This is a genomic window from Streptomyces sparsogenes subsp. cuspidosporus (assembly GCF_039532705.1).
Taxonomy (GTDB): domain Bacteria; phylum Actinomycetota; class Actinomycetes; order Streptomycetales; family Streptomycetaceae; genus Streptomyces; species Streptomyces sparsogenes.
Genome location: NZ_BAAASD010000051.1, coordinates 32576 through 56350 on the forward strand (window position 1 = coordinate 32576; position 23775 = coordinate 56350).

Genomic DNA, 23775 nt, shown 5'->3' on the forward strand with positions numbered 1-23775 from the left:
ACGCACGGTTTGACGCCATGGCAACCACCACCAAGATCCGGCCCCGCGCCCTCGTCCGTGCCTCCGGAGGCCCCCGGTACGCCGTCGCCCTGGCCGTGGACGCGCTCGGCACCGGCCTGCTGCGGCCCTTTCTGCTGCTCTACGGCGTGACGGTGCTGAGGCTGTCCGCGCCCGCCACCGGCACCGCCATGACGATCGGCGTCGTCGCGGGCCTGGTGTGCATGCCCGCGGTGGGCCGATGGCTGGACCGGGGCGCACGCAGCACGGTCGTGGCGGTGTCGATGCTGGTACGGGTGGTGGGCGTGGCCCTGCTGCTGGCCACCCCGGCGGGCCACGTCTGGCCGTTCGCGACGGCGACGCTCTTCCTCGGCATCGGCAACCAGGCATGGCCGGCCGCCCACGCGGCCCTCGTGGCCACGGTCGCCCACGGCCGCGAACGCGACGCCGCCCTCGCGGCAGGCCGCGCCCTGCGCAACGCCGCCCTGGGCATCGGCGCGCTTCTCGCCACCGCCTGCCTGGCGGGCGGCACCACCGCCTTGCGGTCCTTGGCAGCCGCCACCGGCCTCGCCTATCTCGCCGCGGCCGCCTTGGCCTGGTCGGTCCACCTCCACGCGCGTCCGGCCGCTGCCTCGGCCGAGGACGGGGGCGGGGACGGGGCCGGTGGGGCCGATGCGGCCGACGGTCCCGCGCCCCGGATGCGCGCGTTGCTGGCCGCCAACGTGATCTACGTCTTCTGCCTCAACATCCCCGAAATCGCGCTCCCCCTGGTCCTGGTCACCCAGTTGCACGCGTCCCCGGTGTGGTCAGCGGCCATCTTCGTGGCCAACACGGTCCTGGTGGTCACCCTCCAGGTCCCGGTCACCGTCCTGATGTCCCGCTTCCCCCGGCGGACCGTGCTGGCCCTCGCCGGCGTGGTACTCACCGCCTCCTACCTCGGCTTCCTCGCAGCCACCTCCCTGGCACCCGGCTGGGCCGCCCCGGCCGTCGCCGCGGTGTCCGTGGTCTGCACCCTCGGCGAGATCATCTACGCCGGCACCGCCACCGCCCTCGTCACCGCCCTCGCCCCACCTCACGCCCTGGGCCGCGCCCTCGCCCGCTTCCAACTCTCCACAGGCCTCGGCCTCGCCGTCTCCCCAGCGGTCATCACCACCCTCACCCCCCCACGGCCCCGCCCCCCTCTGGGGCACCCTCGCCACTGCGACGCTGCTCTCCGCGTCTGCCGTCGCCGCGGAGAAGGACCGGGATCGCTTGGCCCCCGCCGCGTGTTGAGCTGATCCCGTCAGTCACAGCATTAAGCCATCACATGGCAGCGCCGTCATTAACGCGGAGTCTGGCATCGGGGGAGTGGCGGCGCCGTGCGCGACTGTCACCGTGATGACCGCTTTTACCGGCAAGAGGGCAGCCCCCAGCGGCTAGCCAGGAGCGACGTTCTTGTGTCTCAGTCATCGTCGACCCTGGTCAGAAAGCTTTGGTGGGAGTCTGTCTCCACTAGGTCTCGAACCGCATTGAACATTTCTCTTACGCCGGGGCGTCTAATAATGACCAGGTCCGAGCAGACAAAATATCCGCCGTTGAGGTACTCGCCGGTGTGTGACCACTTCTCAAGGATCTTACCTACTGCGGCATACGTCAGGAATGTTGCGGCCCATTTCTCCCCATTGGGCAACTCGACCCACCCGTCAGCATTCTCCACTGTGTCCGGTGAGTCACCGCCGAGTTCGATCTCGACCTTCAGTCCGTTCTCGATGATCTCATACATATCAGTGGCCGTAGAGTTCCATGAGGCGATTGATTACTTTCTGCTCATTCTGTTTGCTTGCCTTGCCGAGGATTTCAATTCCGTCGTCTGTCTCTCGGAAGAACACGCGAGCTCCGCTGCGTGCCCGAAGATATCGAATGCTTGATCCCGGTAGGGTCTTGTTGTCGATCCCGGGGTTCTTGTTGCCTTCCTTGTATTTTGCTACAAGGCTGTCCAGGTCGCGTTGTACAGTCTGATCCTTGCCAGCCTTCTTGGCGGCTTCTACCAGCAGTTTGTCGTCGCTGATCCTGGACGTGACCTTGATGCACTTGAGTCCCAGAGGATCGGCCCACTCCATCGGGTTGGCAACATACCCATGGTGGTTCGGTGCTGGCTCAAGACCTAGAGGGTCAGGGCTGACGTAACGGGCGGTTTCTGGGTCGTAGTGGCGGAAGTAGTTGTAGTCGAGGCCTGTTTCGGGGTCGGCGTATTGGCCGGGGAAGCGGAGCGGGCAGTCGGCGGCGCCGGGTGGGGTGGGGAGTGGGGTGCCCCAGAGGGTGGTGCGGTGTTGCCAGGCGAGGGTGCCGTCGGGGGTGACCAGTTCGGTGGGGGTGCCGACGAGGTCGGTGATGATGGCGTGGAAGCGGGCGTCGTATTCCGATTGAGGTGTCGCATCAGTCAGGCGGAGGATTGATGATGTCTCCTCCACCTGCTCACGTGGAGCATGACGCTCGGTCTGGGATATGGGGCGGTGGGTCCCCGGGGCGTAGTCCCAGGTTGTCACCAAACCGCCGGACGTGGTTTGTTCCGCCAGGCGGGTGCCGTCCCAGGTGAAGAGGATCTGGTCGGCGACCGTGCCGTCCTTGGCGAGTCTCTGTTTCGTGGTGCGGCGGCCGAGGGGGTCGTACGTGTAGTGCCAGCGTTCCCCGTCGGGGGTCGTGGCGTCGGTGAGGCGGTCTTCCGCGTTCCAGGTGTAGGTCCAGGTGCGGGTCTGGCCGTTGAGCAACTTGCGGGTGCGGCGGACGAGGCGGCCCTGGGCGTCGTGTTCGTAGGTGGTGCGGCCGGCGCGGTGCAGGATCGTGCCGGTGAACTGGCGTTCGCCGGGCGAGGAATGGTCGGGGGCGGTGGCGTGGGTGAGGTTGCCCGCGCTGTCGTAGGCGTAGGTCTCCGTCCAGCCGTGGGCGTGGACCGCCGTCACGCGGCCGACCGGGTCGAGGTCGAAGCGGCGGGTGCCGGAGGTCAGCTCGCGGATTTCGGTGAGGTGGTCGTCGGGGCGGTAGGCGTAGGCGCGGTGTTGGAGCAGCGCGGAAGCGTTGCCGTGGGTGAGGGCCTGGGTCGTCAGGCGGTCCAGGGAGTCCCACGTCTGGGTGAGCGCCACATCGGCGCCGAAGGTGCGCGACGTCTCGCGGCCCGCCGCGTCGTACGCGAAGTACAGGGAGTTGTCCGCCGTGGTGAGGGCCGTGGGGCGGCCGGCCGCGTCGTAGGCCCAGTCCGAACGCAGGCCGCTCGGCGTGAGGCGTTCGGTGCGGTTGCCCGCCTGGTCGTAGGCGTAGGCGGTGGTCTTGTCGTTGACCGTCTCGGTCAGGACCCTGCCTCGCGCGTCATACGTGCGGCGCAGGTCCGTGTCCGGGTTCGTCGCCCCTGTCAGGCGGCCGGAGGCGTCGTACGCGTACGTCGTCTCCACGCCGTCCGCCGTGCGGCACGCGACCGTGCGGCCGAGCGCGTCGCGGGTGTAGATGAGCGTTTCCCCCGCGCCGTTGGTGCGCGATATCAGGCGGCCCGCTGCGTCGTGGGTGTAGGTGAGGGTGCGGCCGTTGAAGTCCTTTTCGGAGGTGAGGCGACCAGCGCCGTCATAGGTGTACGTCCAGGTCAGGCCCTGCGGGTTGGTGACCGTCGTGAGGCGCAGCTCCGTGTCGTACGCGAAGGCGTACGTCGCCCCGTCCGGGTCCGTCCGGGTGGCGGACACGTCGAAGTGGGTGTGGGTGTGGCGGGTGGTGTTGCCCGCCGGGTCGGTGTGTTCGACCAGGTTGCCCTCGCCGTCCCAGGTCCAGGTCTCGCGGGAGCCGTCGGGGCGGGTGCGCCAGGCGGGCTTGCCCTCGATCGTCCAGCCCTGGCGGGTGACATGGCCCAGGGGGTCGGTGATACGGGTGATGCGGCCGTGGACTCCCCGGCCGACGATGGTCGTGTTGCCCAAAGGATCGGTGATCGCCACCGGGAGGCCGGCCGCATCCGTGGTGACCTGGGTGGTGTTGCCCCGAGCATCCGTGATGGACGACAGGTGACCCGACGCGTCGTATGTGTAGTGAGTGGTGGCGCCACTAGGGTCGGTGGTGGAGGTGCGTGAGCCGCGCTGGTTGTAGGTGTGGCGCCAGAGGGCGCCGTTCGGCTCGCGGATCTCCAGCGGCAGACCCCGGTCGTCGTAGACGGCCTCCGTCACGGTGCCGTCAGGCTGCTCGACGGTCGTGAGGCGGTCCTCGTCGTCGTACCGGTAGCGCGTGGTGTTACCCAGAGGGTCGGTCACCGCGATGGGGTGGCGGTTGGCCTCGTCCCATTCGGTGCGGGTGGTGTTGCCCAGCGGATCGGTCTGCGCGATGACCTTGTACGCCTCGTTGCACACGTAGGTCGTGGTGTTGCCCTGCGAATCGGTGTAGCGGGTGGTGCGGGCCTCGCTGTTGTAGTGGAGGCGGCCGGAGAGGATGCCATCCGGCCCGATCCCGCGCAGCACCCGGCCCCGGTGGTCGTAGACGTAGGCGTACGAGGTGCCGTTGCGGTCCTTCCACGAGGTGATCCGGTGCTGGTCGTCGTACTGGTACCGCAGCGGCAGACCGGTGGAGTTGATGACCTCGGTGAGATCCCCGGCTTCGTCATAGCCGTAGGAGATCAGCGTGGTGCTCTGCTTGTGGCCTTCGCCGTGCAGCAGACGCAAGGCCGTGATCCGCAACAGGGTGGGATCGGTGTCGATGGCGATGCGGTAGCCACCGGAGTGAGTGACCTCTGTCGGTGCGCCCTGCTCGTCGTACGTGATGTCGATGCGGTCGCCGTCGCCTGTCCGATCGGTGATCGCCGTCAGGGCCAGCTCGCGGCCGCCTGCCGGGAGTGGGGCGAAGTGGAGGGTGCGGTTGTGTTCCGGGACGGTGACGGTGAAGGTGCTGTCGGGCTTGCCGTCCCAGCGCAGTGGCCAGCGCGGCCCTGATGTGGGCAGGGTCGGGACGTCGGGCTCGGGCACCGGGTAGGTGAGGAGCATGCCGTCGTCGGTGACGTAGACGACGCCGGCCTCGTCGATCTCCAGGCGCTGGTCGAGAGTCCCGGCCCAGGCACGGCCGAACCAGCCCCCGCACGGATGCCCCGACACGTAATGCCGCTCCAGCACCAGCGGCAGCACACCGGGCAGGCTGACATCGGTGGCCGACATGACCATCTCACCGGTCGACACATCAATCGGCTCACCGGTCGTGCACTTGTCCCCGCCGGGCGTGCAGCTCCCCTTGGGATCACGGTCGGTCCGCCTGCGGGCGCTGCCGTCCCGGCGCAGCGCCCGCTCACGGTTCAGCAGGCGCTGGGCGGCGTTCTTGGCCGCCGAGCCGCCGCGGCGCACCGCGCCGGAGCCGCCGGTGGCCAGGGCGAGGAGGAGTTCGGGGGTGAGCTGGCCGGCGGCGCGGGCGGGGTTGCGCTGCCACTCGTCCCAGTTGGTGACGGCCTTGGCGAACTCTTTGGGGTGGTCGACGGCGTAGGCGATGCCGTCCTGGATGCCGGCCAGGTGGAGGCCGAGTCCCTGGGGTCCGTCCTTGACGAGGTCGTCGAAGCCCTCGTACCAGTCGTACAGGGTGTCGCCCGCGCCGCCGACGAAGTCTCCGAACCCCTTCTTGACCTTGTTCCAGCCCTTGGGCGCCGGCGGCTTGTCCGGGGCCTTCTCCGCCGCCTTGGCGAGTTTCTTCTTCGCCGCGTCGATGACGGGCTGCAGCTCACTTTCCAGCTTGTCCAGCCGCTGGTAGCACCCCTCCAGCGCCGCGATCCCCGGATCGTCCTCGGGCGGCCGCTCCGGCAGCGGATCATCCTTACGGTCCTGGGCGTCGTAGTAGTCGTTGACGTCCTTCCAGTACTTCTTGGAGGCCGCCCGCGCCGCATCCGCGTCCTCGATGATCGGCTTGACCCGCTTCTGGACGGAGCGCAGCTTGTCCGCGTATGCGTCCAGAGCGTTCGCGGCGGCGTTGAAGTAGGTCTGGGCGGACTCCAGCTCCCGGGGAAGCTTCTTCGTCGCGTTCTCGAACCCCTCCGACCCGGCGCCGGTCCAGTCCATCAGCATCAAGGCGTCCAGCTGGTCGCGCCCGTCCTTGAACGCGCCTGTGTAAGCCCGCAGTTTGACGACCAGGTCATCGACGTCGGACGGATTGCCGTAGATCACCTCGGAGGGTTCCGCGCCCGGCGGTATGCGCTCGGCGGAATTGCCCTCCGTCGAATCACGCTGGCTCATGCGATCGTCCCCTTCGATCCGCCGTCGACCTCCCAGCCGCCGTCAATCCGCTTACGGGGGTTGGTCGGCACGTCATAGTTGCCGCCGTCCCCGTAGTCCTCCAGCCACGGCTCCTGATAGATCTGCGGTGGCGGATCGAACTTCGGTCGGGACCCCTCTTGCCATGCCCTCAGTCCGTTCTCCCCGAACGGCAGCTTGGCGATGTTGTCCGCGGTCGGCGCGAAATCCTTGATCCGGAGCAGATCGGCCAGCACGTAGGCGGCGATCACCTGCCGCAGCGTCTCCACCACCGCGTCCGTGTGCTCCGCCACGCGCCCCATCCCGAACCCCCAGGACGAGAGCATCTTCTCCGCGGCCTCATAGACATCGAAGTCGGCCGAATTCTGTATGTGATCCGCCAGCTTCTTCCAGTCGCCCTTGATCTTGCGTGCGGCGACGACCGACTCCTCCAGTGGCGTCAGCACCTGCCGCACCGAATCAATCTCGATCTTGTAGCCGTCGCCCGGCTTCGGACCGCTCGATGACGCGCTCCCACCGTGATCCGTCACTCCGCACCCCCTGAGTTCGCGGCCCTGAGCGCTTCCGCGTCGAGCAGGAACGGACGCTCACCCCACGGATCCACCAACGCCCGCACGCCCTCGGGCAGCAGCTCCACCAGGTCCTCGACCGTCGTGGACGCCCATCCGCACGCCCCCGCGAAGCGCGCCAGCCCTTCCAGCGAGGTGAAGACGGGCACCAGCGGGCCGGCCTCTTCGGTCTCCGAGACGAGGAAGCCCGGGTTCTCCGGGCGCTGGAAGTACAGCCGCGCCTTCCGCAGCGCGGCCCGCTTCTCCTGCTCCGACATCTGCGCGGCGGTTTCCTGGCGTACGAGGTCCGCCAGCCTCTGACTGCCGCCCTGACCAGGCGGTCGGCCGTTCCCTCCCCCAAACATGAGGGCTATCTTCACACAGGGGACCGACACCACGAGTGACCGACGCGCCGCGCTTCGCAGCCGAGCGCTGACCGTCGGCTCGACGAGCCCATGACAGGCGATGATGAGGGCATGACCGTCAGCTCACGCGCCCAGTCGTTCGATGCAGCCGCGGAGCAGTACGCGGCGAACCGGCCCTCGTACCCAGCCGAACTCTTCGACCACCTTGAGGAGTTCGCAGGTTGTCGGTTGGCGGGTGCGCGGGTCGCCGACGTCGGTGCGGGCACCGGCATCGCCACCGTCCTGCTGCGGGAGCGGGGGGCCGATGTGATCGCCGTCGAGCCGGGTGAGGCCATGGCCGGTGTGTTTCATCGGGCGCTCCCGGGCGTGCCGATCGTGAGGGGTGACGGCAACGCTCTGCCGCTGGCCGGGGCTTCCTGCGATCTCATCACGTATGCGCAGTCCTGGCAGTGGACCGACCCCGGCCGGTCCGTTCCGGAGGCGTTGCGTGTTCTGCGAGCGGACGGTGCTCTGGCGATCTGGTGGAACACCACGGCCTTCGACGTACCGTGGATCCGCGAGCAGCACGAGCGCATCGCGCACCACTGCGGGGTGAAGCCGAGGTCCGCGGTGCGTCCTTCGGACGGCGACGCGATCCGGCTGGCCGGCCTGACGGGTCTCCGGGTTGCGCGCCGCCAAGTGCGGTGGAGCCGCACCGTCTCCCTGGACACGCATCTGGCCAACATCGGCAGCCGCTCGGCGTTCCTCGTCCTTGAAGAGACCGACCGGCGCGCGTTCGTCGTCGACGAACGTGAGCGGCTGGGCAGGACTTTTCCCGGCGGGAAGGTGGAGGAGACCTACGTGGTCGATCTCCTGGTCGCGCTCCGCCCCTGACGCTGTGGGGCAGCGCCCTCAGCTGTCGCCGGGGGATCGCAGGGCGGCGTCCGGCTCAGGGTTCGGCTCCGCCAGCATGTCGTCGATGATCTGCATACGGATCTCCGGAAAGCGCTCCTCGACCGCCTCCCGCATCATGGCCAGACCCTCGGGGTCGACTGTCCCGGATCGGTCGCGGGTCGCCGCGTCGGGCCAGCGGGCGTAGGCGACCCACGTACCGTCGTCCGCCTGGTGCAGCCTCGACCCGTAGCTGCCGCACTGCTGGTGGATCGCCGCGGTCACCCGGTGCCAGCCGTCGACGAACTGTTGTTCCTTGCCCGGTCGGAGCCGCCACCGGTAGATCACTGCGAACATTCTCGGGGTCCTCTCGTCGTATGGCCCGCTCAGCGGGTCTTGAAGGCCTTGCGGAGGGCGGCCCTGTCCTCCCAGGAATCCGCTGCCGGGCCCTTGGTCATGTCGGTGAAGAAGCTGTCGTGGCGGAGGAAGAAGTCGGCCCGCTCCTGATCGGTCATCCCGCCAAGGTGCTCGACGTGGGGCTGGCCGGGCAGGTGACCCGGCACGTACTCGTCGATGCCGACGCGCCGCTGATACGCAAGCTCACCGGGACGGCCACCGCCCCCGGCACCTGGCTGAAGTTCTTCCTGCCGCCGGAGTCGGTGGCGTCATGCGTGGCCCCCGGCTGGCGCTTCGACATCGACGGCTTTCTCATGTCGGCGCGGCTGCGCACGGCCGAGGCCGTGGCTCCCAGCGGTTACCGGGCGCGCACCTGGGCTCGGGGCGGCACCACCCGGGTACTCGTCCTGACGGAGGACGGCGCGTTCGCCGCGCGGGGGCAGATCGCCGTGCCCGCCCCCGGGCGCCCCGCCGTCGTCGACCAGGTCGAGACCTCTCCCGCCCACCGCCGCAGGGGGCTCGGCAGCCTGGTCATGCGTACGCTCGCCAACGCCGCCGTCGAGGCGGGCTCCTCGGCGGCGGTGCTCGGCGCGACGATCGAGGGGAGGGCGCTGTACGAGTCCCTCGGCTGGCGCACCGACGGCCCGCTGACCGGCCTGATCCGCGAGGCCTCGCCGGACATGCCCGGGTGAGCGTTCTGTAGGAAGTCAACAGTGACCGGGGAGTGCCCCTGTGCGTGCTCGATTCCCCGGCCCGGGGGTTTGCCCGATAGTTTGCGTACACAAGGGTCGCCACACATAGTGACGCCCGGCACGACATCCAACAGAGAGGGTGGTCCCTTGAGCCGCTCGGTTCTCGTCACCGGAGGAAACCGCGGTATCGGCCTCGCCGTCGCCCGTGCCTTCGCCGACGCAGGCGACAAGGTCGCCATCACCTACCGGTCCGGGGAGCCGCCGGCCGGCTTTCTCGCGGTGAAGTGCGACATCACGGAGCCGGAGCAGGTCGAGCAGGCGTACAAGGAGATCGAGGAGAAGCACGGCCCGGTCGAGGTGCTGGTGGCCAACGCCGGCATCACCCGGGACCAGCTGCTGATGCGGATGACGGAGGAGGACTTCTCCACCGTTCTGGAGACGAACCTCACCGGTACGTTCCGTGTCGTCAAGCGCGCCAACCGCGGGATGCTGCGGGCCCGCAAGGGCCGTATCGTGCTGATCTCGTCCGTGGTGGGTCTGCTGGGCTCCGCGGGGCAGGCGAACTACGCCGCGTCCAAGGCCGGTCTGGTGGGCTTCGCTCGCTCCCTCGCCCGTGAGCTCGGCTCCCGGAACATCACGGTCAACGTGGTCGCGCCCGGTTTCGTGGACACCGACATGACCCGCGCGCTCGACGAGCAGCAGCGGGAGAACATCGTCAAGCAGGTGCCGCTCGCGCGCTACGCGCAGCCCGAGGAGATCGCCGCCTCGGTCCGCTTCCTGGCCTCCGATGAGGCCGCGTACATCACTGGAGCCGTCATCCCTGTCGACGGCGGATTGGGCATGGGTCACTGAACGTCATGAGTGGAATTCTCGCCGGCAAGCGCATCCTGGTCACGGGCGTCATCACCGAGTCCTCCATCGCCTTCCACGCCGCCAAGCTCGCCCAGGACGAGGGCGCCGAGGTCATCCTCACCGGCTTCGGCCGGGTCTCCCTCGTCGAGCGGATCGCCAAGCGGCTGCCCAAGCCCGCGCCGGTCATCGAGCTGGACGTGCAGAACCAGGAGCACCTGGACGGGCTGGCCGACAAGGTCCGCGAACACCTCGGCGAGGGCGTCGACCTGGACGGCGTCGTGCACTCGATCGCCTTCGGCCCGCAGGGCGCCTTCAACTTCCTGGAGGGCTCCTGGGAGGACGTGTCCACCGCCGTGCACGTCTCGGCGTACTCGCTCAAGGCGCTGACCATGGCCTGCCTGCCGGTCATGCCGCGGGGCGGCTCGATCGTCGGCCTGACCTTCGACGCCCAGTTCGCCTGGCCGAAGTACGACTGGATGGGTGTCGCCAAGGCGGCGCTGGAGTCCACCAGCCGCTACCTCGCCCGGGACCTGGGGAAGAAGAACATCCGCTGCAACCTGGTCTCCGCCGGCCCCATCAAGTCGATGGCCGCCAAGTCCATCCCGGGCTTCGAGGAGCTGGCGACCGTGTGGGACAACCGCGCGCCCATCGGCTGGGACCTGAGCGACCCGGAGCCGGCCGGCCGTGGCGTGGTCGCCCTGCTGTCGGACTGGTTCCCGCGTACCACCGGCGAGATCGTGCACGTCGACGGCGGGGTGCACATGATGGGCGCCTGAGCCCGTCCCGGCTGGTCCGGTCCCGGCCGGTTTCGTCCCGCCCGGCTCCGTCCTGGCTTTTTCCGGCCGCCGCCCCGGTTCCCGCGCTCCGCGGGCCGGGGCGGGGGCCGTTCGCCCGTTCGGAGCAGTGTGCCGCGCGCAGCGGCCGTCGGCACGGGCACTGTGGAGTATCGGGCGCTGCGGCGGTTCGGCACGGTGGAGAGCACGGTCGAGGAGGTCCTGCCATGCGTAGGTCCCGTTGCGTCGCGGCCGCGGTGCTGGTCGCGGCCGTGGTCGGGTTCATCGCCGTCGCCTCGAACTCGGCCGCCCAGGAGCGTACCCGGCCGCGTGAGGCGGCGTGCAGCACCTGGGTGCGCGGGTCGCACGCCACGGCCAGCTGCTTCAACCCGAACCCGCAGACGGACCGGGTCCAGCTGCATGTCGAGTGCGCGCGATGGTGGGACCCGGACATGGACGGCCGCTCCATCGAGGTCGGCCCGGCCCAGCACGTACGGCTCGCCGAGCGCTGCTGGAAGGAGATACGGAAGGCCTGGGTGAGCCACCACCGCTGACCGGGGCGGTCCGGGTCAGCCGGCGGTCGCCGGTTCTGGTCAGCCGGCGGTCCGGTCCGAGTCGGCCGGAATCCGGTCCGCGTCAGCCGGCGGTCCGGTCCGCCCGGTCCGCGTACCGGCAGCTGAAGGGGTGGGTGCCGGCCTCTGCCGCGGCGCGCTCGCCGTCCCCGGCCCGGATGGCCTCCACCAGCCGCGCGTGGTCCACATGGTCCTCGGGGCGCAGCCCGCCCTCGACGTCACCGTGCAGGAACTGCCGGATCACCCCGCCCAGATCCGCGTACAGCTCGGCCAGCACCTCGTTGTGCGAGGCCGCGACGACGGCCATGTGCAATGTCGCGTCCGCCTCGACGAACGCCTCGGCGTCCCCGGAGGCGAATGCCTGCTCGCGCCGGTCGAGCAGCGCGTCGATCTGCTTGAGGTCCTGTTCGGTGCGGCGCTCAGCGGCCAGCCGCGCCGCCTTCGTCTCCAGGGCACTGCGCAACTCGGCGACGTGCAGCGGGTCGGCGTCCGCGAAGCGGCGGTGCATCACCCCGGCCAGCTCGCTGGTCGCCAGCACATAGGTGCCCGAGCCCTGCCGGATGTCCAGCAGGCCGTTGTGCGCGAGCGCGCGCACCGCCTCGCGCACGGTGTTGCGCGCCACCCCGAGCTGCTCGACCAGCTCCGGCTCGGTGGGGATCCGGGATCCCACCGGCCACTCTCCTGAGGTGATCTGGGCGCGCAGCTGGGCGATCACCTGGTCGGCGAGCGCGGAGCGCCGGGGTGAGGTCAGCGGCATGACTCTCCTGTGCCTGGGCCGGGATGCGGGTGCTCTCATGATGCCGTCCGCCCGTCGTCGAGCGGTGGGGAACCACTGGACACCCATTCATCCCATCATTCTATGATGGCGGGCATGGCCGACCAGGAACTCGCGACACCCGACACCGACGCACCGACACGACAGCCACGCCGGGCCGGCGCGCCGGAGCCCGCCGGTGGCCCCTGGCGGCGCCGCCTGCTGGTCCTCGCCCTGGTCCTCGCCGCGGTCAATCTCCGCCCCACCGTCACCAGCCTCGGCCCGCTCCTCGAAGAGGCGCGGGCCGACCTCGGCATGAGCGGCACCGTCGCCGGGCTGCTCACCTCGGTGCCCCCGGCCTGCTTCGCCCTGTTCGGCCTCGCCGCGCCCCGGCTGGCCCGCCGCTGGGGGCCGGGCGCCGTCGTCTGCGCCGGGCTCGCCGCCATCACCGCGGGCCTGGCCGTACGCCCCCTGGTGGGCGGGACCACCGCCTTCCTCGCCGCCAGCGCGCTCGCGCTGGCCGGGATCGCCGTGGGCAACGTCCTCATGCCGGTGCTCGTCAAGCGCTGGTTCCCCGACCGGGTGGGCCCGATGACCGGCGGCTACTCCATGGCCCTGTCGCTGGGCGGGGCGGGCGCGGCCGCCGTCACGGTCCCCATGACCGATGCCCTGGGCGGCAGCTGGCGGGTCGGGCTCGGGGTGTGGGCGGTGCTCGCGGCCGTCGCCGTGCTGCCCTGGCCGCTGCTCGCCCGCGACCGCACGGGCGGCGCCGCAGCACCCGAGACGGGCCCGGCCCCCGCCCCCGGCACGGCCACTGCCAAGGCCCCGGCCGCCGCCCGGACCCGGATCACCAAGAGCCCCACGGCCTGGGCGCTGGCCGTCTTCTTCGGCCTCCAGGCCACCGCCGCCTACATCACCATGGGCTGGATGCCGCAGGTCTTCCGGGACGCCGGGGTCTCCGCCTCCACGGCCGGGCTGCTGTTCGCGGTCACCATGGTGATGGGCGTGCCGCTGGCCTTCGTACTGCCCTCGCTCGCGGCTCGGCTGAGCAGCCAGGGTCCGCTGGTGGTGGTCCTGGGAGCCTTCGGGCTCGCCGGGTACGCCGGGCTGTGGCTCGCGCCGGCCCAGGGCGCCTGGGTGTGGGCGCTGCTGCTCGGCGTCTCCAACTGCTCCTTCCCGCTCGCCCTGACCATGATCGGCATGCGGGCCAGGACCGCCGCGGGCGTGGTGCGGCTGTCCGCCTTCGCCCAGAGCACCGGCTATCTGCTGTCCATCCCCGGGCCGCTGCTGGTCGGCGCGCTCTACCAGCACACCGGCGGCTGGGACCTGCCCATCGCGCTGATGGCCGGGCTGATGCTGCCGCAGATCGCCGCCGGGCTCGTCGCCGGGCGCGACCGTACCGTCGAGGACGAGATCTGAGTGGACGGCCGGGGCGGTGACGGGGCGGGCCCGGGGCGGTGGGACACTGGGGCCATGCCAGTGCTCGACGAGAACCCGCCGAACGGTCAGAAGAAGCTGCTCATCATCCTGGGCGTGATGCTCGGCATCACCGTGGTCATCGGCGTGGTCGCGACCATCGCCTCGCCCTGAGCGCGGCGCCCCGAACGCGTACCCGCGAGCGCGCGTCCGTGGGCGCCCGCCCGCGTACGAGAGGGTGCAGCGGGCCCCACCATCCCCTAGGGGGCCGGGGTCAGGGGGAACTGGGTGGTTCACCGGATGGGACCGGCCCCCGGCGCTCCGTACATTCGACATGTCGGAACGCGAAGGCGGGGCCGAAGGCACGGCGCCCGTCGCCGGCCCCCCGTCACCCACCGCATCGCACCCCGGAGGCGATCCCCATGTCCGCGCGCACCCAGCCTGAACAAGCTGTCAGCCGGCTGCCGTGGTGGGCCATCGCCCTCCCGTCCCTGGCCTTCGCCGCCCTGCTGCTGCTCGCCGGCTCCGCCGACGCGCACGCCGCCGGCGGCTCCGGCACGCTCTCGCAGCTCTTCGGGCTGGTCCGGGACGCCCTCACCCACCAGCCGTGACACGGGCGGCCCGCTCGCCGCGGCGGTGGGCGCCGCCGTTGCTCACCTGAGGACGAGGTCCGGCCAACCCCCTGCGCCGAGCCCCCCGTTTCATGCGAAGCTGGGAAACATGAGCGTCGATGTGCCCCGCAGGATCGTCCTTCTCCGACACGCCAAGGCCGACTGGCCCCAGGTATCCGACCATGAACGGCCGCTCGCGGAGCGCGGCCGCAAAGACGCCCCAATCGCCGGACGCCGGCTCGTCGAAGCCGGGATCAATCCCGAGCTGACCCTCTGCTCCACCGCCGTCCGCACCCGCGAGACCTGGAAGCTCGTGGTGCACGAGCTGCCGCAGCGGCCGAAGACGGTGTACGAGGAGCGGCTGTACGAGGCCTCGCTCGGCGAACTCCTCGCGCTGCTCAACGAGACGCCCGACGACGTGAGCGATCTGCTGCTGGTCGGCCACAACCCCGGCATGCACGCCCTGGCGGACGCGCTCGCGGGCGAGGCCGAGGAGGGCACGCGAGAGCGGATGGCCCGGAGCGGATTTCCGACCTCCGCGTTCGCGGTGGTGACCTTCAGCGGCTCCTGGAAGTCGGTCGAGCACGGCGTCGGTCGCCTCAGCTCCTTCTGGGCGCCCCACGAGTGATCAGAACGTGTCGGGCCCGGACGGCCTCGCCGCCCGGGCCCGGCGCCGTACGGCGACCCCGCTCACGGCGCTCAGCCGTCGACGGTGTCCGCCGCCTCCACCTCTTCGCGGGTGATGCCCAGCAGATACAGCACGGTGTCCAGGAACGGCACGTTCACCGCGGTGTGCGCGGCCTCCCGCACCACCGGCTTGGCGTTGAAGGCGACACCGAGCCCGGCCGCGTTGAGCATGTCCAGGTCGTTGGCCCCGTCCCCGATCGCCACGGTCTGCGCCAGCGGCACCCCGGCCTCGGCCGCGAATCGCCGCAGCAGCCGGGCCTTGCCCGCCCGGTCCACGACCTCCCCGACCACGCGCCCGGTCAGCTTGCCGTCGGCCACCTCCAGGGTGTTGGCGGAGGCGAAGTCCAGCCCCAGCCGCTCCCTGAGGTCGTCGGTCACCTGCGTGAAGCCGCCGGAGACCACGCCCACCTGGTAGCCGAGCCGCTTGAGGGTGCGGATCAGCGTACGGGCGCCGGGGGTGAGCCGCACCTCCGCGCGCACCTTCTCCACCACGGACTCGTCGATCCCCGCCAGCAGCGCGACCCGCGCGTGCAACGACTGCTCGAAGTCCAGCTCACCGCGCATCGCCCGGGCCGTGACCTCGGCGACCTCAGCCTCGCACCCGGCGTGCGCCGCGAAGAGCTCGATCACCTCGTCCTGGATCAGGGTCGAGTCCACGTCCATGACCACCAGGCGCTGCGCCCGGCGCTGCAGCCCCGACGCCACGACGGCCACGTCCACCCCGATCCCGGCGGCCTCGGTGACCAGCGCCGTGCGCAGCGTGCCGGTCTCGGCGCCGGACACCTCGAACTCCACGGCCGTCACGGGATACTTCGCGAGCCGGAAGATCCGGTCGATGTTGCCCCCGCTGCCGGTGATGCTCGCCGCGATGCGCGCCGTCGACTCGGCGGTCAGCGGATGGCCGAGCACGGTGACATGGGACCGGCCCGTGCCACGGGGGCGGTTGTCGCCCCGCCCGGAGATGATCTCGGCCTGGAGCCGCATCGACTCGGCCCAGCTGTGCACCGTCGCCCGCAGGTCGCCCTCCGAGGTCCAGCCGCCCGTGGGGGCCGTCACCAGCACGCACAGCACGATGCGGCCTCGGGTGACCACCTGCTCTATGTCGACTATGTTCACGCCGTAGGCGGCGAGGGTGTCGCAGAGCCCGGCGGTGATGCCGGGGCGGTCCTTGCCGAAGATCTTGACGAGGAGGGTGGGGACGTCATCGCCCGGGACGGCGGTGGCAGGAGGGGTCTGCGGTGTGCTCATGGTCTTCCCACCGTATCCGGCCCCTCGGACCGATCGCGCGCCAGTCCGCGCTACGGACGGCTGTCCGGTACAAAACGTTCATTTCGCCGTCGCCGGGGCGTCACCCGGCTCTGAGCGGAGCGTCGCGTACCGGGACGCCCGCCCGCCCGCGGCCCCCGTTGCCCGCGCGGCCAGCGCCCCGACGGCGCCCGCCGCCGCACCCCAGCCCGCGCCCAGGGCCGCCGCCGCCGGAGCGGAGCCGTGCAGCTCGATCCCGGCGCCGAAGGCGTCGAAGCCCAGCACGGACAGGCTCGCCCCGGCCGACACCCCGGTGAGGCGGACCAGCAGCGGCAGCGCGAGCGCCGTGAGGACCCCCAGCCACAGCGCGCACCGCCCCGTGAAGCCTGCCGTCCCGGCCCGGCCGACCGGCGTACGGACCGCCGTCAGCACCCCGGCCGCCAGCACCATCAGCACACAGGCGACCGTCAGCAGCCACACCCGGCCGTCCAGCTCCGCCAGGCGCGCGACCGTGATCGGCTGGTCCTCCCGGCCGTCCAGCAGTTTGTCCAGCGGGTCGGGCAGCACCCGCACCAGCGCCCCGATCGCCCCGCCGTGCCAGGGCACGAACAGCCCCAGCGGCACCCCGAGCCACACCCCGTTCGGCGCGCCGAGCAGTGCCGCGCCCAGCACCAGCCGGGGGTGGTCGTCGCCGATCGCCGCGTACACCGCCGCCGCGAGCCCCGCCCCGACCGCCAGCACCAGCACCCCGTACAGCGCCGAGGCGGCCGGCCGGACGGTGCGGTGCGCCGCCTCCAGGCCGCGCGGCACCGGCGCGCGGCGCGCCACGAGCAGCGCGATGAGCAGCACCGCGACGACCCAGACCGCGCCGCCGAGCAGCGAGCGGCCCGCTTCGACGGTGAACCCGACCGCCGCCTTGGCGTCGATGAGCCGCTCGATCCGGTCCGGCAGCAGTCCGCTGCCGATGTCCGCGATGTCCCCCAGTTCACGGGGGAGTTTCTCGAGCAGCCCGCCCGGCCGCTCCGGTCCGCCCGTCAGACCGAGCGTGGCGGCGTCGATTGTGACGGTATCGTTGCCCGCCCAGGCGAGCCCGGCGAGGACGAGCAGGAAGAGCAGTACCACCGCGCCCGCCCGGGCGGCCAGTTCGGCCCGCCCGATCGCCGCTCCCGCCCCGCGCAGCGACCGTACGAACAGCCACCCCAGCAGCAGCGCGCCCACCAAACCGACCCCCAGTGGCGCGATGTCGACGGCCGAGTGGGCCTGGGCGCCCTTGAGCCCGAACGCCTCCACGTCCCCGGCGGGGGTGACGGAACCGCCGACCGCGAGCACCACCACGGCCGCCGTCATGGGGCCGAGCGCGCCCGCGCCGTCCGCGCCGACCAGGTGCAGCCCGAGCGCGGCGACCCCGGCCATGGCCAGAAAGGCCCAGCTCACCGTCGCCACCGCGGACAGCAGCAGCTCTCCCGGGCGCACCCGCCCGCTGCCACTCGCGCTCATGGCGTCGGCCCCCCGATCGGTATGAGTTGCCCGGTTGGTCCATGTTCCGTCCCATCCTTGGGCGCTTACCACTTTCCGGGGGCCTTTCGGATGAGTCAACGGCGCGCGGGTCCGGTCTTGTCAATGCCCGACTTCCGGTTCGGCGACTGAGCCTGAAATAGTTCCTCACGATGTTCGCCATCCCTAGACTCCCCGAGCAGGGGATCCATCGGGGGACAAGTAGTGGGGCGTGGAGTGCCGGAACTCGTACTGGAATTGAACGGACAGACCTGGACACTTGATCCTTCCAGGTCATACAGGATCGGACGCGATCCGCAGGGCGACATGGTGCTGGACGACGCCAGGGTGTCCTGGCGGCATGCCACCGTGCGCTGGGGCGGGCGCAGTTGGATCATCGAGGACCACGGCAGTACCAATGGCACGTATGTGCAGGGCCGGCGGATCCAGCAGATGGAGATCGGCCCCGGGTCGACCGTGCATCTGGGGAACGCGAGCGACGGTCCCCGGCTGGCCCTCTCCGGGAGCGCCGCGGGCACCGGCGCCGCCCCCGGGGTCGGCGCGGGCGCCTACAGCGCGCCGTCGGCGATGGGCGCGGCGCCGCAGGCCCCCCACCAGCAGCCCCCGTATCAGCAGCCCGCGCCCGCCTGGCCCCAGCCGGGGCAGCAGCCCCAGCCTCAGGGCTGGCCGCAGCCGCAGGGCGCGCCCCAGCAGATACCGCACCAGCAGCCCTTCGTACCGCAGCAGCAGGCCCCGCAGCAGCAGGCCCCGCAGCAGCAGGCCCCGCAGCAGCAGGTCCCCCCGCACCAGGCACCCCACCCCCACGTCCCGCAGCACCACGCACCCCAGCACCAGGCTCCGCAGGCGCACGCCCCGCAGCAGAACCCGGTGCAGAAGGTCCCCGGCGCCGGCGCCGGGGCCCCGCCGGCCCACGGCGGCGACCGCAGCCCGACCACCTTCCACCAGCTCGCCGTCGGCCGGGTGATGCGCATCGGCCGTGCGCTGGAGAACGAGCTGGTCGTCTCGGACCTCCAGGTCTCCCGCCACCACGCGGAGTTCCGCGCCCTGCCCGACGGCCGCTTCGAGATCCGCGACCTGGGCAGCCACAACGGCACCTACGTCAACGGCCAGCCGGTCCGCCAGCAGATCATCGGGCCGAACGACATCGTCGGCGTCGGCCACTCCACCTTCAGGCTCGTCGGCGACCGCCTCGAGGAGTTCGTCGACACCGGCGCGGTGTCCTTCTCGGCCCGCCATCTGACGGTGACGGTCGACGGCGGCAAGCAGATCCTCAAGGACGTCTCCTTCGGCGTCCCCGAGAAGTCCCTCGTCGCGGTCATCGGCCCCTCGGGCTCCGGCAAGTCCACGCTGCTCAAGGCGCTCACCGGCTACCGCCCGGCCAACCAGGGCGACGTCCTCTACGACAACCGGAACCTCTACAAGCAGTTCGCCGAGCTGCGCCAGCGCATCGGCCTGGTCCCGCAGGACGACATCCTGCACAAGGAGCTGTCCGTCCGGAAGGCGCTGCGCTACGCCGCCAAGCTCCGGTTCCCGGGCGACACCGCCGAGGCGGAGCGCGAGGCCCGGATCGGCGAGGTGCTGCGCGAGCTCAAGCTCGACATCCACGCCGACAAGAAGGTCACCTCACTCTCCGGCGGCCAGCGCAAGCGCGTCTCCGTCGCGCTGGAGCTGCTCACGAAGCCGTCGCTGATCTTCCTGGACGAGCCGACCTCCGGCCTCGACCCGGGCATGGACCGCGATGTGATGCAGCTGCTGCGCGGTCTGGCCGACGACGGCCGCACCGTGCTGGTGGTCACCCACTCGGTGGCCGAGCTGGCGCTGTGCGACAAGCTGCTGGTCATGGCCCCGGGCGGCGCGGTCGCCTACTTCGGCCCCCCGGAGGAGGCGCTCAACTTCTTCGGGTACGAGACCTGGGCCGATGTCTTCTCGGCCTTCGAGAACTACCGCGACTACGACTGGGCGGGCCGCTGGCGCGGTTCGCAGCACTACCAGATGTACGCCGCGGACCTCGACGCCGTCGCGCCCCAGTCCGTCCACGTCCAGCCGCCCCCGGCGCGCATGCAGAAGCCGCAGAGCTGGGGCTCCCAGCTGTGGACGCTGATGCGCCGCTACCTCTCGGTGATCGCCTCGGACAAGGGCTTCATGGGCCTGATGGTGATCCTGCCCGCCGTCCTCGGCGCGGTGAGCATCGTCATCCCGTCCGACTTCGGGCTCACCATGGCACCGAAGGGCCAGTTCAACCAGGACGCGGGCACCATCACGCTGATCCTCGTGGTCGGCATGTGCTTCTCCGGCGCGGCCAACTCCGTACGAGAGCTGATCAAGGAACGGGTGATCTACGAACGGGAACGGGCGGTCGGCCTGTCCCGCTCGGCCTATCTGATGTCCAAGGTGATCGTGCTCGGCGTGATCACCGCCTTCCAGGCCGTGATCATCTGCGCCATCGGCTTCTCCACCCGGGAACTGCCGGAGGAGGGCCTGGTCCTGCCCCCGGCCCTGGAGCTGTGCATCGCCATCATCGCGATCGGCTTCACCTCCATGATGGTCGGCCTGGTGATCTCCGCGCTGGTGAAGACCGCCGAGAAGACCATGCCGCTGCTGGTCATGTTCGCGATCGTCCAGGTCGTGTTCACCGGCATCCTGTTCAAGATCTACGGATCGCCGGGCATCGAGCAGTTCGCCTATCTGATGCCGTCCCGCTGGGCGGTCGGCGCCGCCGGGGCGACCCTGGACCTCGGCCCCGGCCCGGGCCACATGATGGCGCCCTGGGACCGCAAGAAGCCCAATGACACCGACCCCCTGTGGGAGCACGCCACCTCGCAGTGGAGCATCGACATCCTGGTGCTGCTCGCGCTCGGCGTCGTCTGCGCCTTCGCGGTCGCGCGGCTGCTGCGCCGCCACGAGCCGGAGGTCATGCGCAAGTAGCGGCTGCCCGCGGTCTGCCTCGCGCCGGAACGCCGAAGGGCGGCGGCACCCCTCGATACGGAGGGTGCCGCCGCCCTTCGGCGTCAGGCGTCCGGACGCTTAAGATGCTCCGGAAAGTCTGAATCGGCAGGAATCAGGCCGAATCGGTCGGATCAGTACGGGCCGTTGACGTTGTCCATCGAGCCGTACCGGTGGTACGCGTAGTTGCACGCGGCGGTGATGTTGGCGACCGGGTCGTAGATGTCCCAGGAGGTGCCCTCGACGTGGTAGGCCTTGAAGGTCGGGTCTATCACCTGGAGCAGGCCCTTGGAGGGAATGCCGTTCTGGGCGTTGATGTCCCAGAGGTTGATGGCGCGCGGGTTACCGCTCGACTCCCGCATGAGGTTCCGGTAGATCCCGTTGTAGCTGCCCGGGATGCCCTTCTCCTTCATGATGGCGAGCGATTCCTTGATCCAGCCGTCGAGGTTGTTCGCGTAGACGGGCTTGCGCGCGGCGGCCCGGCTCGCGGCCTCCTTGGCGGCCCGCTCCTTGTCCGCCTTCTCCTTGGCGGCCTTCTCCTCGGCGGCCTTCTTGGCGGCGGCCTCCTCGGCGGCCTTCTTCTTCGCGGCTTCCTCGGCGGCCTTCTTCTTGGCGGCCTCTTCGGCGGCCTTCTTCTTCGCCGCCTCCTCGGCCGCCTTCTTCGCGGCGGCCTCCTCCTTCGCCTGCTGCGAGGCGAGCTCGGACTGCTGGACGAGGCTCTCGTGCTGGGCCTGGTGGTCGACGACCTGGTGGCTCCACGCCACGGGCTTGGCGGGCAGCTCCTTGACGGCGGTCGTCTGGCCCTCGGCCTGACCCGGGACGACGGCGAACGCGAGGGCGGCGGCGCCCGCGGCGGCGATGCCGGCGGCGGAGAACTTGTGCGTCTTGGTCAAGCGGCTGTAACCGGGAATGCGGGGGACGGGCATGGCGGACTGAACCTCTTCCAATCGCTCGTGTCGCAGGCCAAATCGGCGCTCGGGAACGCCGTGTTCTGAGCTACGGCGCGGTGCGACTGGGAAATTCTTAGCGTCCGCAAAATGTTGTGGCAAAGGTGTGACATACGACCCTGCTTAGTGGACACCTGGGCCGCTCCCACCTGTGCGAGCGGCTGTTCTCCCCGCTCACCACTGTTTTAAAACGTCCACTAACCGTGGTCGTACGTGATTTAGGTCCTGTGTCAGGGGTCACAGCACTGAGGCTTCCGTATCGCGTGATGTGCCTGCGCAAATACATACTGTGGTCGTCATTCCAGGTCATGGCGACGCGCCGTCAATGCGCGATTGACTCCCCCCTCAGGCCTAGGTCCCAGGTCCCGGAGAAGGCCGCCCACCGGCGGATATGTCCGAGTCCGTGCCGCCGGTACCGTGTCGGGCATGACAAAGGGACCGGGCGGCGGGGCCGGAGCGGGCCTGGCCAATGTGAGCGGCGCGCTCCTCGCCATGAGCCGACACCTGGAAGTCCGGGATGTCCTAAAGACGATCGTTGTGTCGGCCCGTGAGCTGCTTGATGCGGAGTACGCCGCATTGGGGGTTCCGGACGACCATGGGGGCTTCGCCCAGTTCGTAGTAGATGGGGTCAGTGAGGAGCAGTGGAAGGCCATCGGCCCGCTGCCCCGCCAGCACGGCATCCTGGCCGCGATGCTGCGGGATGCCACCCCCCAGCGGCTGGCCGACGTCCGCCGGGATCCGCGTTTCGAGGGATGGCCCGACGCACACCCGGATATGTCCGACTTTATTGGACTTCCCATTGCCGATGGCGACGAAGTACTCGGCGCCGTCTTCCTCGCCAACAAGCGCTGCCCCAAGCCCAGCGGCGGCTGCGGGTTCACCGCCGAGGACGAGGAACTGCTGGGCATCCTCGCCCAGCACGCCGCCATCGCCCTCACCAACGCCCGGCTCTACGAGCGCAGCCGCGAGCTGACCATCGCCGGGGAGCGCGCCCGGCTCGCCCACGAGCTGCACGACGCCGTCTCCCAGAAGCTGTTCTCGCTGCGGCTCACCGCCCAGGCCGCCGCCGCCCTCGTGGACCGCGACCCCGCCCGGGCCAAGGGGGAGCTGCAGCAGATAGCCGCCCTCGCCGCCGAGGCGGCCGACGAGCTGCGCTCCGCCGTCGTGGAGCTGCGCCCGGCCGCCCTCGACGAGGACGGCCTGGTGGCCACCCTGCGCACCCAGATCCAGGTCCTCGACCGCGCCCACAGCGCCCGCGTCACCTTCTGCGCCCACGGGGTGCGGGCGCTGCCCGCCGCCCAGGAGGAGGCGCTGCTGCGGGTGGCCCAGGAGGCCCTGCACAACGCGCTGCGCCACGCGGACGCCGAGCGGGTCGAGGTCACCCTGAGCCGCCGTGGCCAGGGCGCGCTGCTGCGCGTGGCCGACGACGGCGCGGGCTTCGACCCCTCGGCCGTCCGTCGGGCGGGGCGCCACCTCGGCCTGGTCTCGATGCGCGACCGGGCGGGCGGCGTGGGCGGGAGTCTGACCGTGGAGTCGGCGCCCGGCAAGGGCACCGTGATCGAAATGGAGGTGCCCGGTGGCTGAGCGAGAAGGCACGGGGCGGCGAATCCGGGTGTTGCTCGTGGACGACCACCAGGTGGTGCGGCGCGGGCTGCGGACGTTCCTGGAGGTGCAGGACGACATCGACGTGGTGGGGGAGGCGGCCGACGGCGAGGAGGGCGTGGCCCGCGCCGAGGAGCTGCGGCCCGACGTCATCCTGATGGACGTGAAGATGCCCGGCACCGACGGCGTCGAGGCGCTGCGCCGGCTGCGCGGCCTCGACAACCCCGCCCGTGTGCTGGTCGTCACCAGCTTCACCGAGCAGCGCACGGTCGTCCCCGCGCTGCGCGCCGGCGCGGCGGGATACGTCTACAAGGACGTGGACCCCGAGGCCCTCGCGGGCGCCATCAGGTCCGTACACGCCGGGCACGTACTGCTTCAGCCCGAGGTGGCCCTGGCGCTGCTCTCCCAGGAGGAGTCGGGCGGCGGCCAGGGGCGTGGCGGCTCGCTCACCGAGCGGGAGCGCGAGGTGCTGGCCCTGATCGCGGACGGCAGGTCCAACCGGGAGATCGCGCGGGCCCTGGTCCTGTCCGAGAAGACCGTGAAGACCCATGTGTCCAACATCCTCATGAAGCTCGACCTCGCCGACCGGACGCAGGCGGCGCTGTGGGCCGTGCGGCACGGGATCGGAGCCTGAGCCAGGGCGATATGCGTCGATTGCCCCATTGGGTGGTGATCTGTTGCTGATACAGGAGTGCCGTCGGTCGATCCGAGATTCATACCGTCGGGTGTAAGTCACCCGGACAGCGCAACCGGGCCCGCG

The 23775-nt window shown here is 70.7% G+C and carries 22 protein-coding genes and 1 pseudogene; 13 read left to right on the top strand and 10 right to left on the bottom strand.

The window, feature by feature from the left end; genetic code table 11:
* Positions 1-17 precede the first annotated feature (17 nt).
* Positions 18-1269 (top strand): annotated as a pseudogene (locus ABFY07_RS36990) (MFS transporter).
* 169 nt (positions 1270-1438) lie between these two features.
* On the opposite strand, the gene ABFY07_RS36995 reads toward ABFY07_RS36990, so the two are convergent.
* From ABFY07_RS36995 to ABFY07_RS37010, 4 genes are read right to left on the bottom strand one after another with little or no spacing between them, the layout of a single operon-like run.
* Positions 1439-1759 carry a hypothetical protein gene (locus ABFY07_RS36995; protein WP_346178688.1) on the bottom strand — a complete coding sequence of 107 codons (321 nt, stop codon included), beginning with the start codon at positions 1757-1759 and terminating at the stop codon, positions 1439-1441.
* A 1-nt stretch (position 1760) separates the two neighbouring features.
* Entirely contained in the window at positions 1761-6209 is a 4449-nt protein-coding gene (locus ABFY07_RS37000) for a DUF6531 domain-containing protein (protein ID WP_346178689.1), read from the bottom strand.
* The gene (locus ABFY07_RS37005; protein WP_346178690.1) at positions 6206-6757 is read right to left on the bottom strand and encodes a hypothetical protein; all 552 of its coding nucleotides are present in this window, start codon (positions 6755-6757) and stop codon (positions 6206-6208) included. The genes ABFY07_RS37000 and ABFY07_RS37005 overlap by 4 nt, the downstream gene beginning before the upstream one ends.
* Positions 6754-7053, bottom strand: coding sequence for an SseB family protein (locus ABFY07_RS37010; RefSeq protein WP_346178691.1), 300 nt, complete (start codon positions 7051-7053; stop codon positions 6754-6756). The genes ABFY07_RS37005 and ABFY07_RS37010 overlap by 4 nt, the downstream gene beginning before the upstream one ends.
* Before the next feature lie 198 nt (positions 7054-7251).
* On the opposite strand from ABFY07_RS37010, the gene ABFY07_RS37015 reads away from it, so the two are divergent.
* Positions 7252-8013 carry a class I SAM-dependent methyltransferase gene (locus ABFY07_RS37015; protein WP_346178692.1) on the top strand — a complete coding sequence of 254 codons (762 nt, stop codon included), beginning with the start codon at positions 7252-7254 and terminating at the stop codon, positions 8011-8013.
* Between the two features lie 18 nt (positions 8014-8031).
* Here the strand turns inward: ABFY07_RS37015 and ABFY07_RS37020 are convergent, their stop codons facing one another.
* Both ABFY07_RS37020 and ABFY07_RS37025 read right to left on the bottom strand, forming a co-directional pair.
* The gene (locus ABFY07_RS37020; protein ID WP_346178693.1) at positions 8032-8367 is read right to left on the bottom strand and encodes an antibiotic biosynthesis monooxygenase family protein; all 336 of its coding nucleotides are present in this window, start codon (positions 8365-8367) and stop codon (positions 8032-8034) included.
* 29 nt (positions 8368-8396) lie between these two features.
* A complete protein-coding gene (locus ABFY07_RS37025; protein ID WP_346178694.1) occupies positions 8397-8525 on the bottom strand; it encodes a hypothetical protein in 129 nt (42 codons plus the stop codon).
* 9 nt (positions 8526-8534) lie between these two features.
* Between ABFY07_RS37025 and ABFY07_RS37030 the strand changes: the two genes are divergently transcribed.
* From ABFY07_RS37030 to ABFY07_RS37045, 4 genes are all read left to right on the top strand, one after another.
* A complete protein-coding gene (locus ABFY07_RS37030; RefSeq protein ID WP_346178695.1) occupies positions 8535-9098 on the top strand; it encodes a GNAT family N-acetyltransferase in 564 nt (187 codons plus the stop codon).
* Positions 9099-9245: 147 nt separating this feature from the next.
* Complete coding sequence (gene fabG, locus ABFY07_RS37035) at positions 9246-9950, top strand: 3-oxoacyl-[acyl-carrier-protein] reductase (protein WP_065958253.1); 705 nt, start codon at positions 9246-9248, stop codon at positions 9948-9950.
* A gap of 5 nt (positions 9951-9955) precedes the next feature.
* Entirely contained in the window at positions 9956-10726 is a 771-nt protein-coding gene (fabI, locus tag ABFY07_RS37040) for an enoyl-ACP reductase FabI (protein WP_065958252.1), read from the top strand.
* Between the two features lie 224 nt (positions 10727-10950).
* On the top strand, positions 10951-11277 hold the full coding sequence (locus ABFY07_RS37045; protein ID WP_065958251.1) for a hypothetical protein: 327 nt from the start codon (positions 10951-10953) through the stop codon (positions 11275-11277).
* 82 nt (positions 11278-11359) lie between these two features.
* Here ABFY07_RS37045 and ABFY07_RS37050 read toward each other — a convergent pair whose 3' ends face one another.
* Positions 11360-12052, bottom strand: a complete 693-nt coding sequence (locus ABFY07_RS37050) for a FadR/GntR family transcriptional regulator (protein ID WP_346178696.1) — start codon at positions 12050-12052, stop codon at positions 11360-11362.
* Positions 12053-12166: 114 nt separating this feature from the next.
* On the opposite strand from ABFY07_RS37050, the gene ABFY07_RS37055 reads away from it, so the two are divergent.
* The 4 genes from ABFY07_RS37055 to ABFY07_RS37070 all read left to right on the top strand — a co-directional run bounded on the left by ABFY07_RS37055 (position 12167) and on the right by ABFY07_RS37070 (position 14704).
* Positions 12167-13468, top strand: coding sequence for a CynX/NimT family MFS transporter (locus tag ABFY07_RS37055; RefSeq protein ID WP_346178697.1), 1302 nt, complete (start codon positions 12167-12169; stop codon positions 13466-13468).
* A gap of 54 nt (positions 13469-13522) precedes the next feature.
* Positions 13523-13639, top strand: a complete 117-nt coding sequence (locus ABFY07_RS37060) for an SGM_5486 family transporter-associated protein (RefSeq protein ID WP_281182456.1) — start codon at positions 13523-13525, stop codon at positions 13637-13639.
* Positions 13640-13887: 248 nt separating this feature from the next.
* A complete protein-coding gene (locus tag ABFY07_RS37065) occupies positions 13888-14076 on the top strand; it encodes a hypothetical protein (RefSeq protein WP_346178698.1) in 189 nt (62 codons plus the stop codon).
* A gap of 109 nt (positions 14077-14185) precedes the next feature.
* Complete coding sequence (locus ABFY07_RS37070; protein ID WP_346178699.1) at positions 14186-14704, top strand: SixA phosphatase family protein; 519 nt, start codon at positions 14186-14188, stop codon at positions 14702-14704.
* 71 nt (positions 14705-14775) lie between these two features.
* On the opposite strand, the gene serB is transcribed toward ABFY07_RS37070, so the two are convergent.
* Together serB and ABFY07_RS37080 are read right to left on the bottom strand one after the other, a co-directional pair.
* On the bottom strand, positions 14776-16011 hold the full coding sequence (gene serB / locus ABFY07_RS37075; RefSeq protein ID WP_065958242.1) for a phosphoserine phosphatase SerB: 1236 nt from the start codon (positions 16009-16011) through the stop codon (positions 14776-14778).
* Between the two features lie 78 nt (positions 16012-16089).
* Positions 16090-17505, bottom strand: coding sequence for a streptophobe family protein (locus ABFY07_RS37080; RefSeq protein WP_346178700.1), 1416 nt, complete (start codon positions 17503-17505; stop codon positions 16090-16092).
* A gap of 222 nt (positions 17506-17727) precedes the next feature.
* Between ABFY07_RS37080 and ABFY07_RS37085 the strand changes: the two genes are divergently transcribed.
* Positions 17728-20448, top strand: coding sequence for an FHA domain-containing protein (locus tag ABFY07_RS37085; protein WP_346178701.1), 2721 nt, complete (start codon positions 17728-17730; stop codon positions 20446-20448).
* A gap of 152 nt (positions 20449-20600) precedes the next feature.
* On the opposite strand, the gene ABFY07_RS37090 is transcribed toward ABFY07_RS37085, so the two are convergent.
* Positions 20601-21392 (bottom strand): transglycosylase SLT domain-containing protein, encoded by a 792-nt coding sequence (locus tag ABFY07_RS37090; protein WP_346178702.1) that lies wholly within the window; start codon positions 21390-21392, stop codon positions 20601-20603.
* A 447-nt stretch (positions 21393-21839) separates the two neighbouring features.
* On the opposite strand from ABFY07_RS37090, the gene ABFY07_RS37095 reads away from it, so the two are divergent.
* Together ABFY07_RS37095 and ABFY07_RS37100 are read left to right on the top strand one after the other, a co-directional pair.
* Positions 21840-22997, top strand: a complete 1158-nt coding sequence (locus tag ABFY07_RS37095) for a GAF domain-containing sensor histidine kinase (protein WP_346178703.1) — start codon at positions 21840-21842, stop codon at positions 22995-22997.
* Positions 22990-23649 (top strand): response regulator, encoded by a 660-nt coding sequence (locus tag ABFY07_RS37100; protein ID WP_346178704.1) that lies wholly within the window; start codon positions 22990-22992, stop codon positions 23647-23649. Before ABFY07_RS37095 ends, ABFY07_RS37100 begins: the two co-directional genes overlap by 8 nt.
* Positions 23650-23775: the final 126 nt, after the last annotated feature.

Bases quoted from the DNA above. Each gene is read 5' to 3' on its own strand.
- ABFY07_RS37070 (WP_346178699.1), top strand. From the start codon at position 14,186: ATGAGCGTCGATGTGCCCCGCAGGATCGTCCTTCTCCGACACGCCAAG.
- ABFY07_RS37080 (WP_346178700.1), bottom strand. From the start codon at position 17,505: ATGAGCGCGAGTGGCAGCGGGCGGGTGCGCCCGGGAGAGCTGCTGCTG.
- ABFY07_RS37000 (WP_346178689.1), bottom strand. From the start codon at position 6,209: ATGAGCCAGCGTGATTCGACGGAGGGCAATTCCGCCGAGCGCATACCG.
- ABFY07_RS37020 (WP_346178693.1), bottom strand. From the start codon at position 8,367: ATGTTCGCAGTGATCTACCGGTGGCGGCTCCGACCGGGCAAGGAACAA.
- ABFY07_RS37025 (WP_346178694.1), bottom strand. From the start codon at position 8,525: ATGACCGATCAGGAGCGGGCCGACTTCTTCCTCCGCCACGACAGCTTC.
- ABFY07_RS37050 (WP_346178696.1), bottom strand. From the start codon at position 12,052: ATGCCGCTGACCTCACCCCGGCGCTCCGCGCTCGCCGACCAGGTGATC.
- serB (WP_065958242.1), bottom strand. From the start codon at position 16,011: ATGAGCACACCGCAGACCCCTCCTGCCACCGCCGTCCCGGGCGATGAC.
- ABFY07_RS36995 (WP_346178688.1), bottom strand. From the start codon at position 1,759: ATGTATGAGATCATCGAGAACGGACTGAAGGTCGAGATCGAACTCGGC.
- ABFY07_RS37065 (WP_346178698.1), top strand. From the start codon at position 13,888: ATGTCCGCGCGCACCCAGCCTGAACAAGCTGTCAGCCGGCTGCCGTGG.
- ABFY07_RS37045 (WP_065958251.1), top strand. From the start codon at position 10,951: ATGCGTAGGTCCCGTTGCGTCGCGGCCGCGGTGCTGGTCGCGGCCGTG.
- ABFY07_RS37095 (WP_346178703.1), top strand. From the start codon at position 21,840: ATGACAAAGGGACCGGGCGGCGGGGCCGGAGCGGGCCTGGCCAATGTG.
- ABFY07_RS37060 (WP_281182456.1), top strand. From the start codon at position 13,523: ATGCCAGTGCTCGACGAGAACCCGCCGAACGGTCAGAAGAAGCTGCTC.
- ABFY07_RS37015 (WP_346178692.1), top strand. From the start codon at position 7,252: ATGACCGTCAGCTCACGCGCCCAGTCGTTCGATGCAGCCGCGGAGCAG.
- ABFY07_RS37010 (WP_346178691.1), bottom strand. From the start codon at position 7,053: ATGTCGGAGCAGGAGAAGCGGGCCGCGCTGCGGAAGGCGCGGCTGTAC.
- fabI (WP_065958252.1), top strand. From the start codon at position 9,956: ATGAGTGGAATTCTCGCCGGCAAGCGCATCCTGGTCACGGGCGTCATC.
- ABFY07_RS37055 (WP_346178697.1), top strand. From the start codon at position 12,167: ATGGCCGACCAGGAACTCGCGACACCCGACACCGACGCACCGACACGA.
- ABFY07_RS37090 (WP_346178702.1), bottom strand. From the start codon at position 21,392: ATGCCCGTCCCCCGCATTCCCGGTTACAGCCGCTTGACCAAGACGCAC.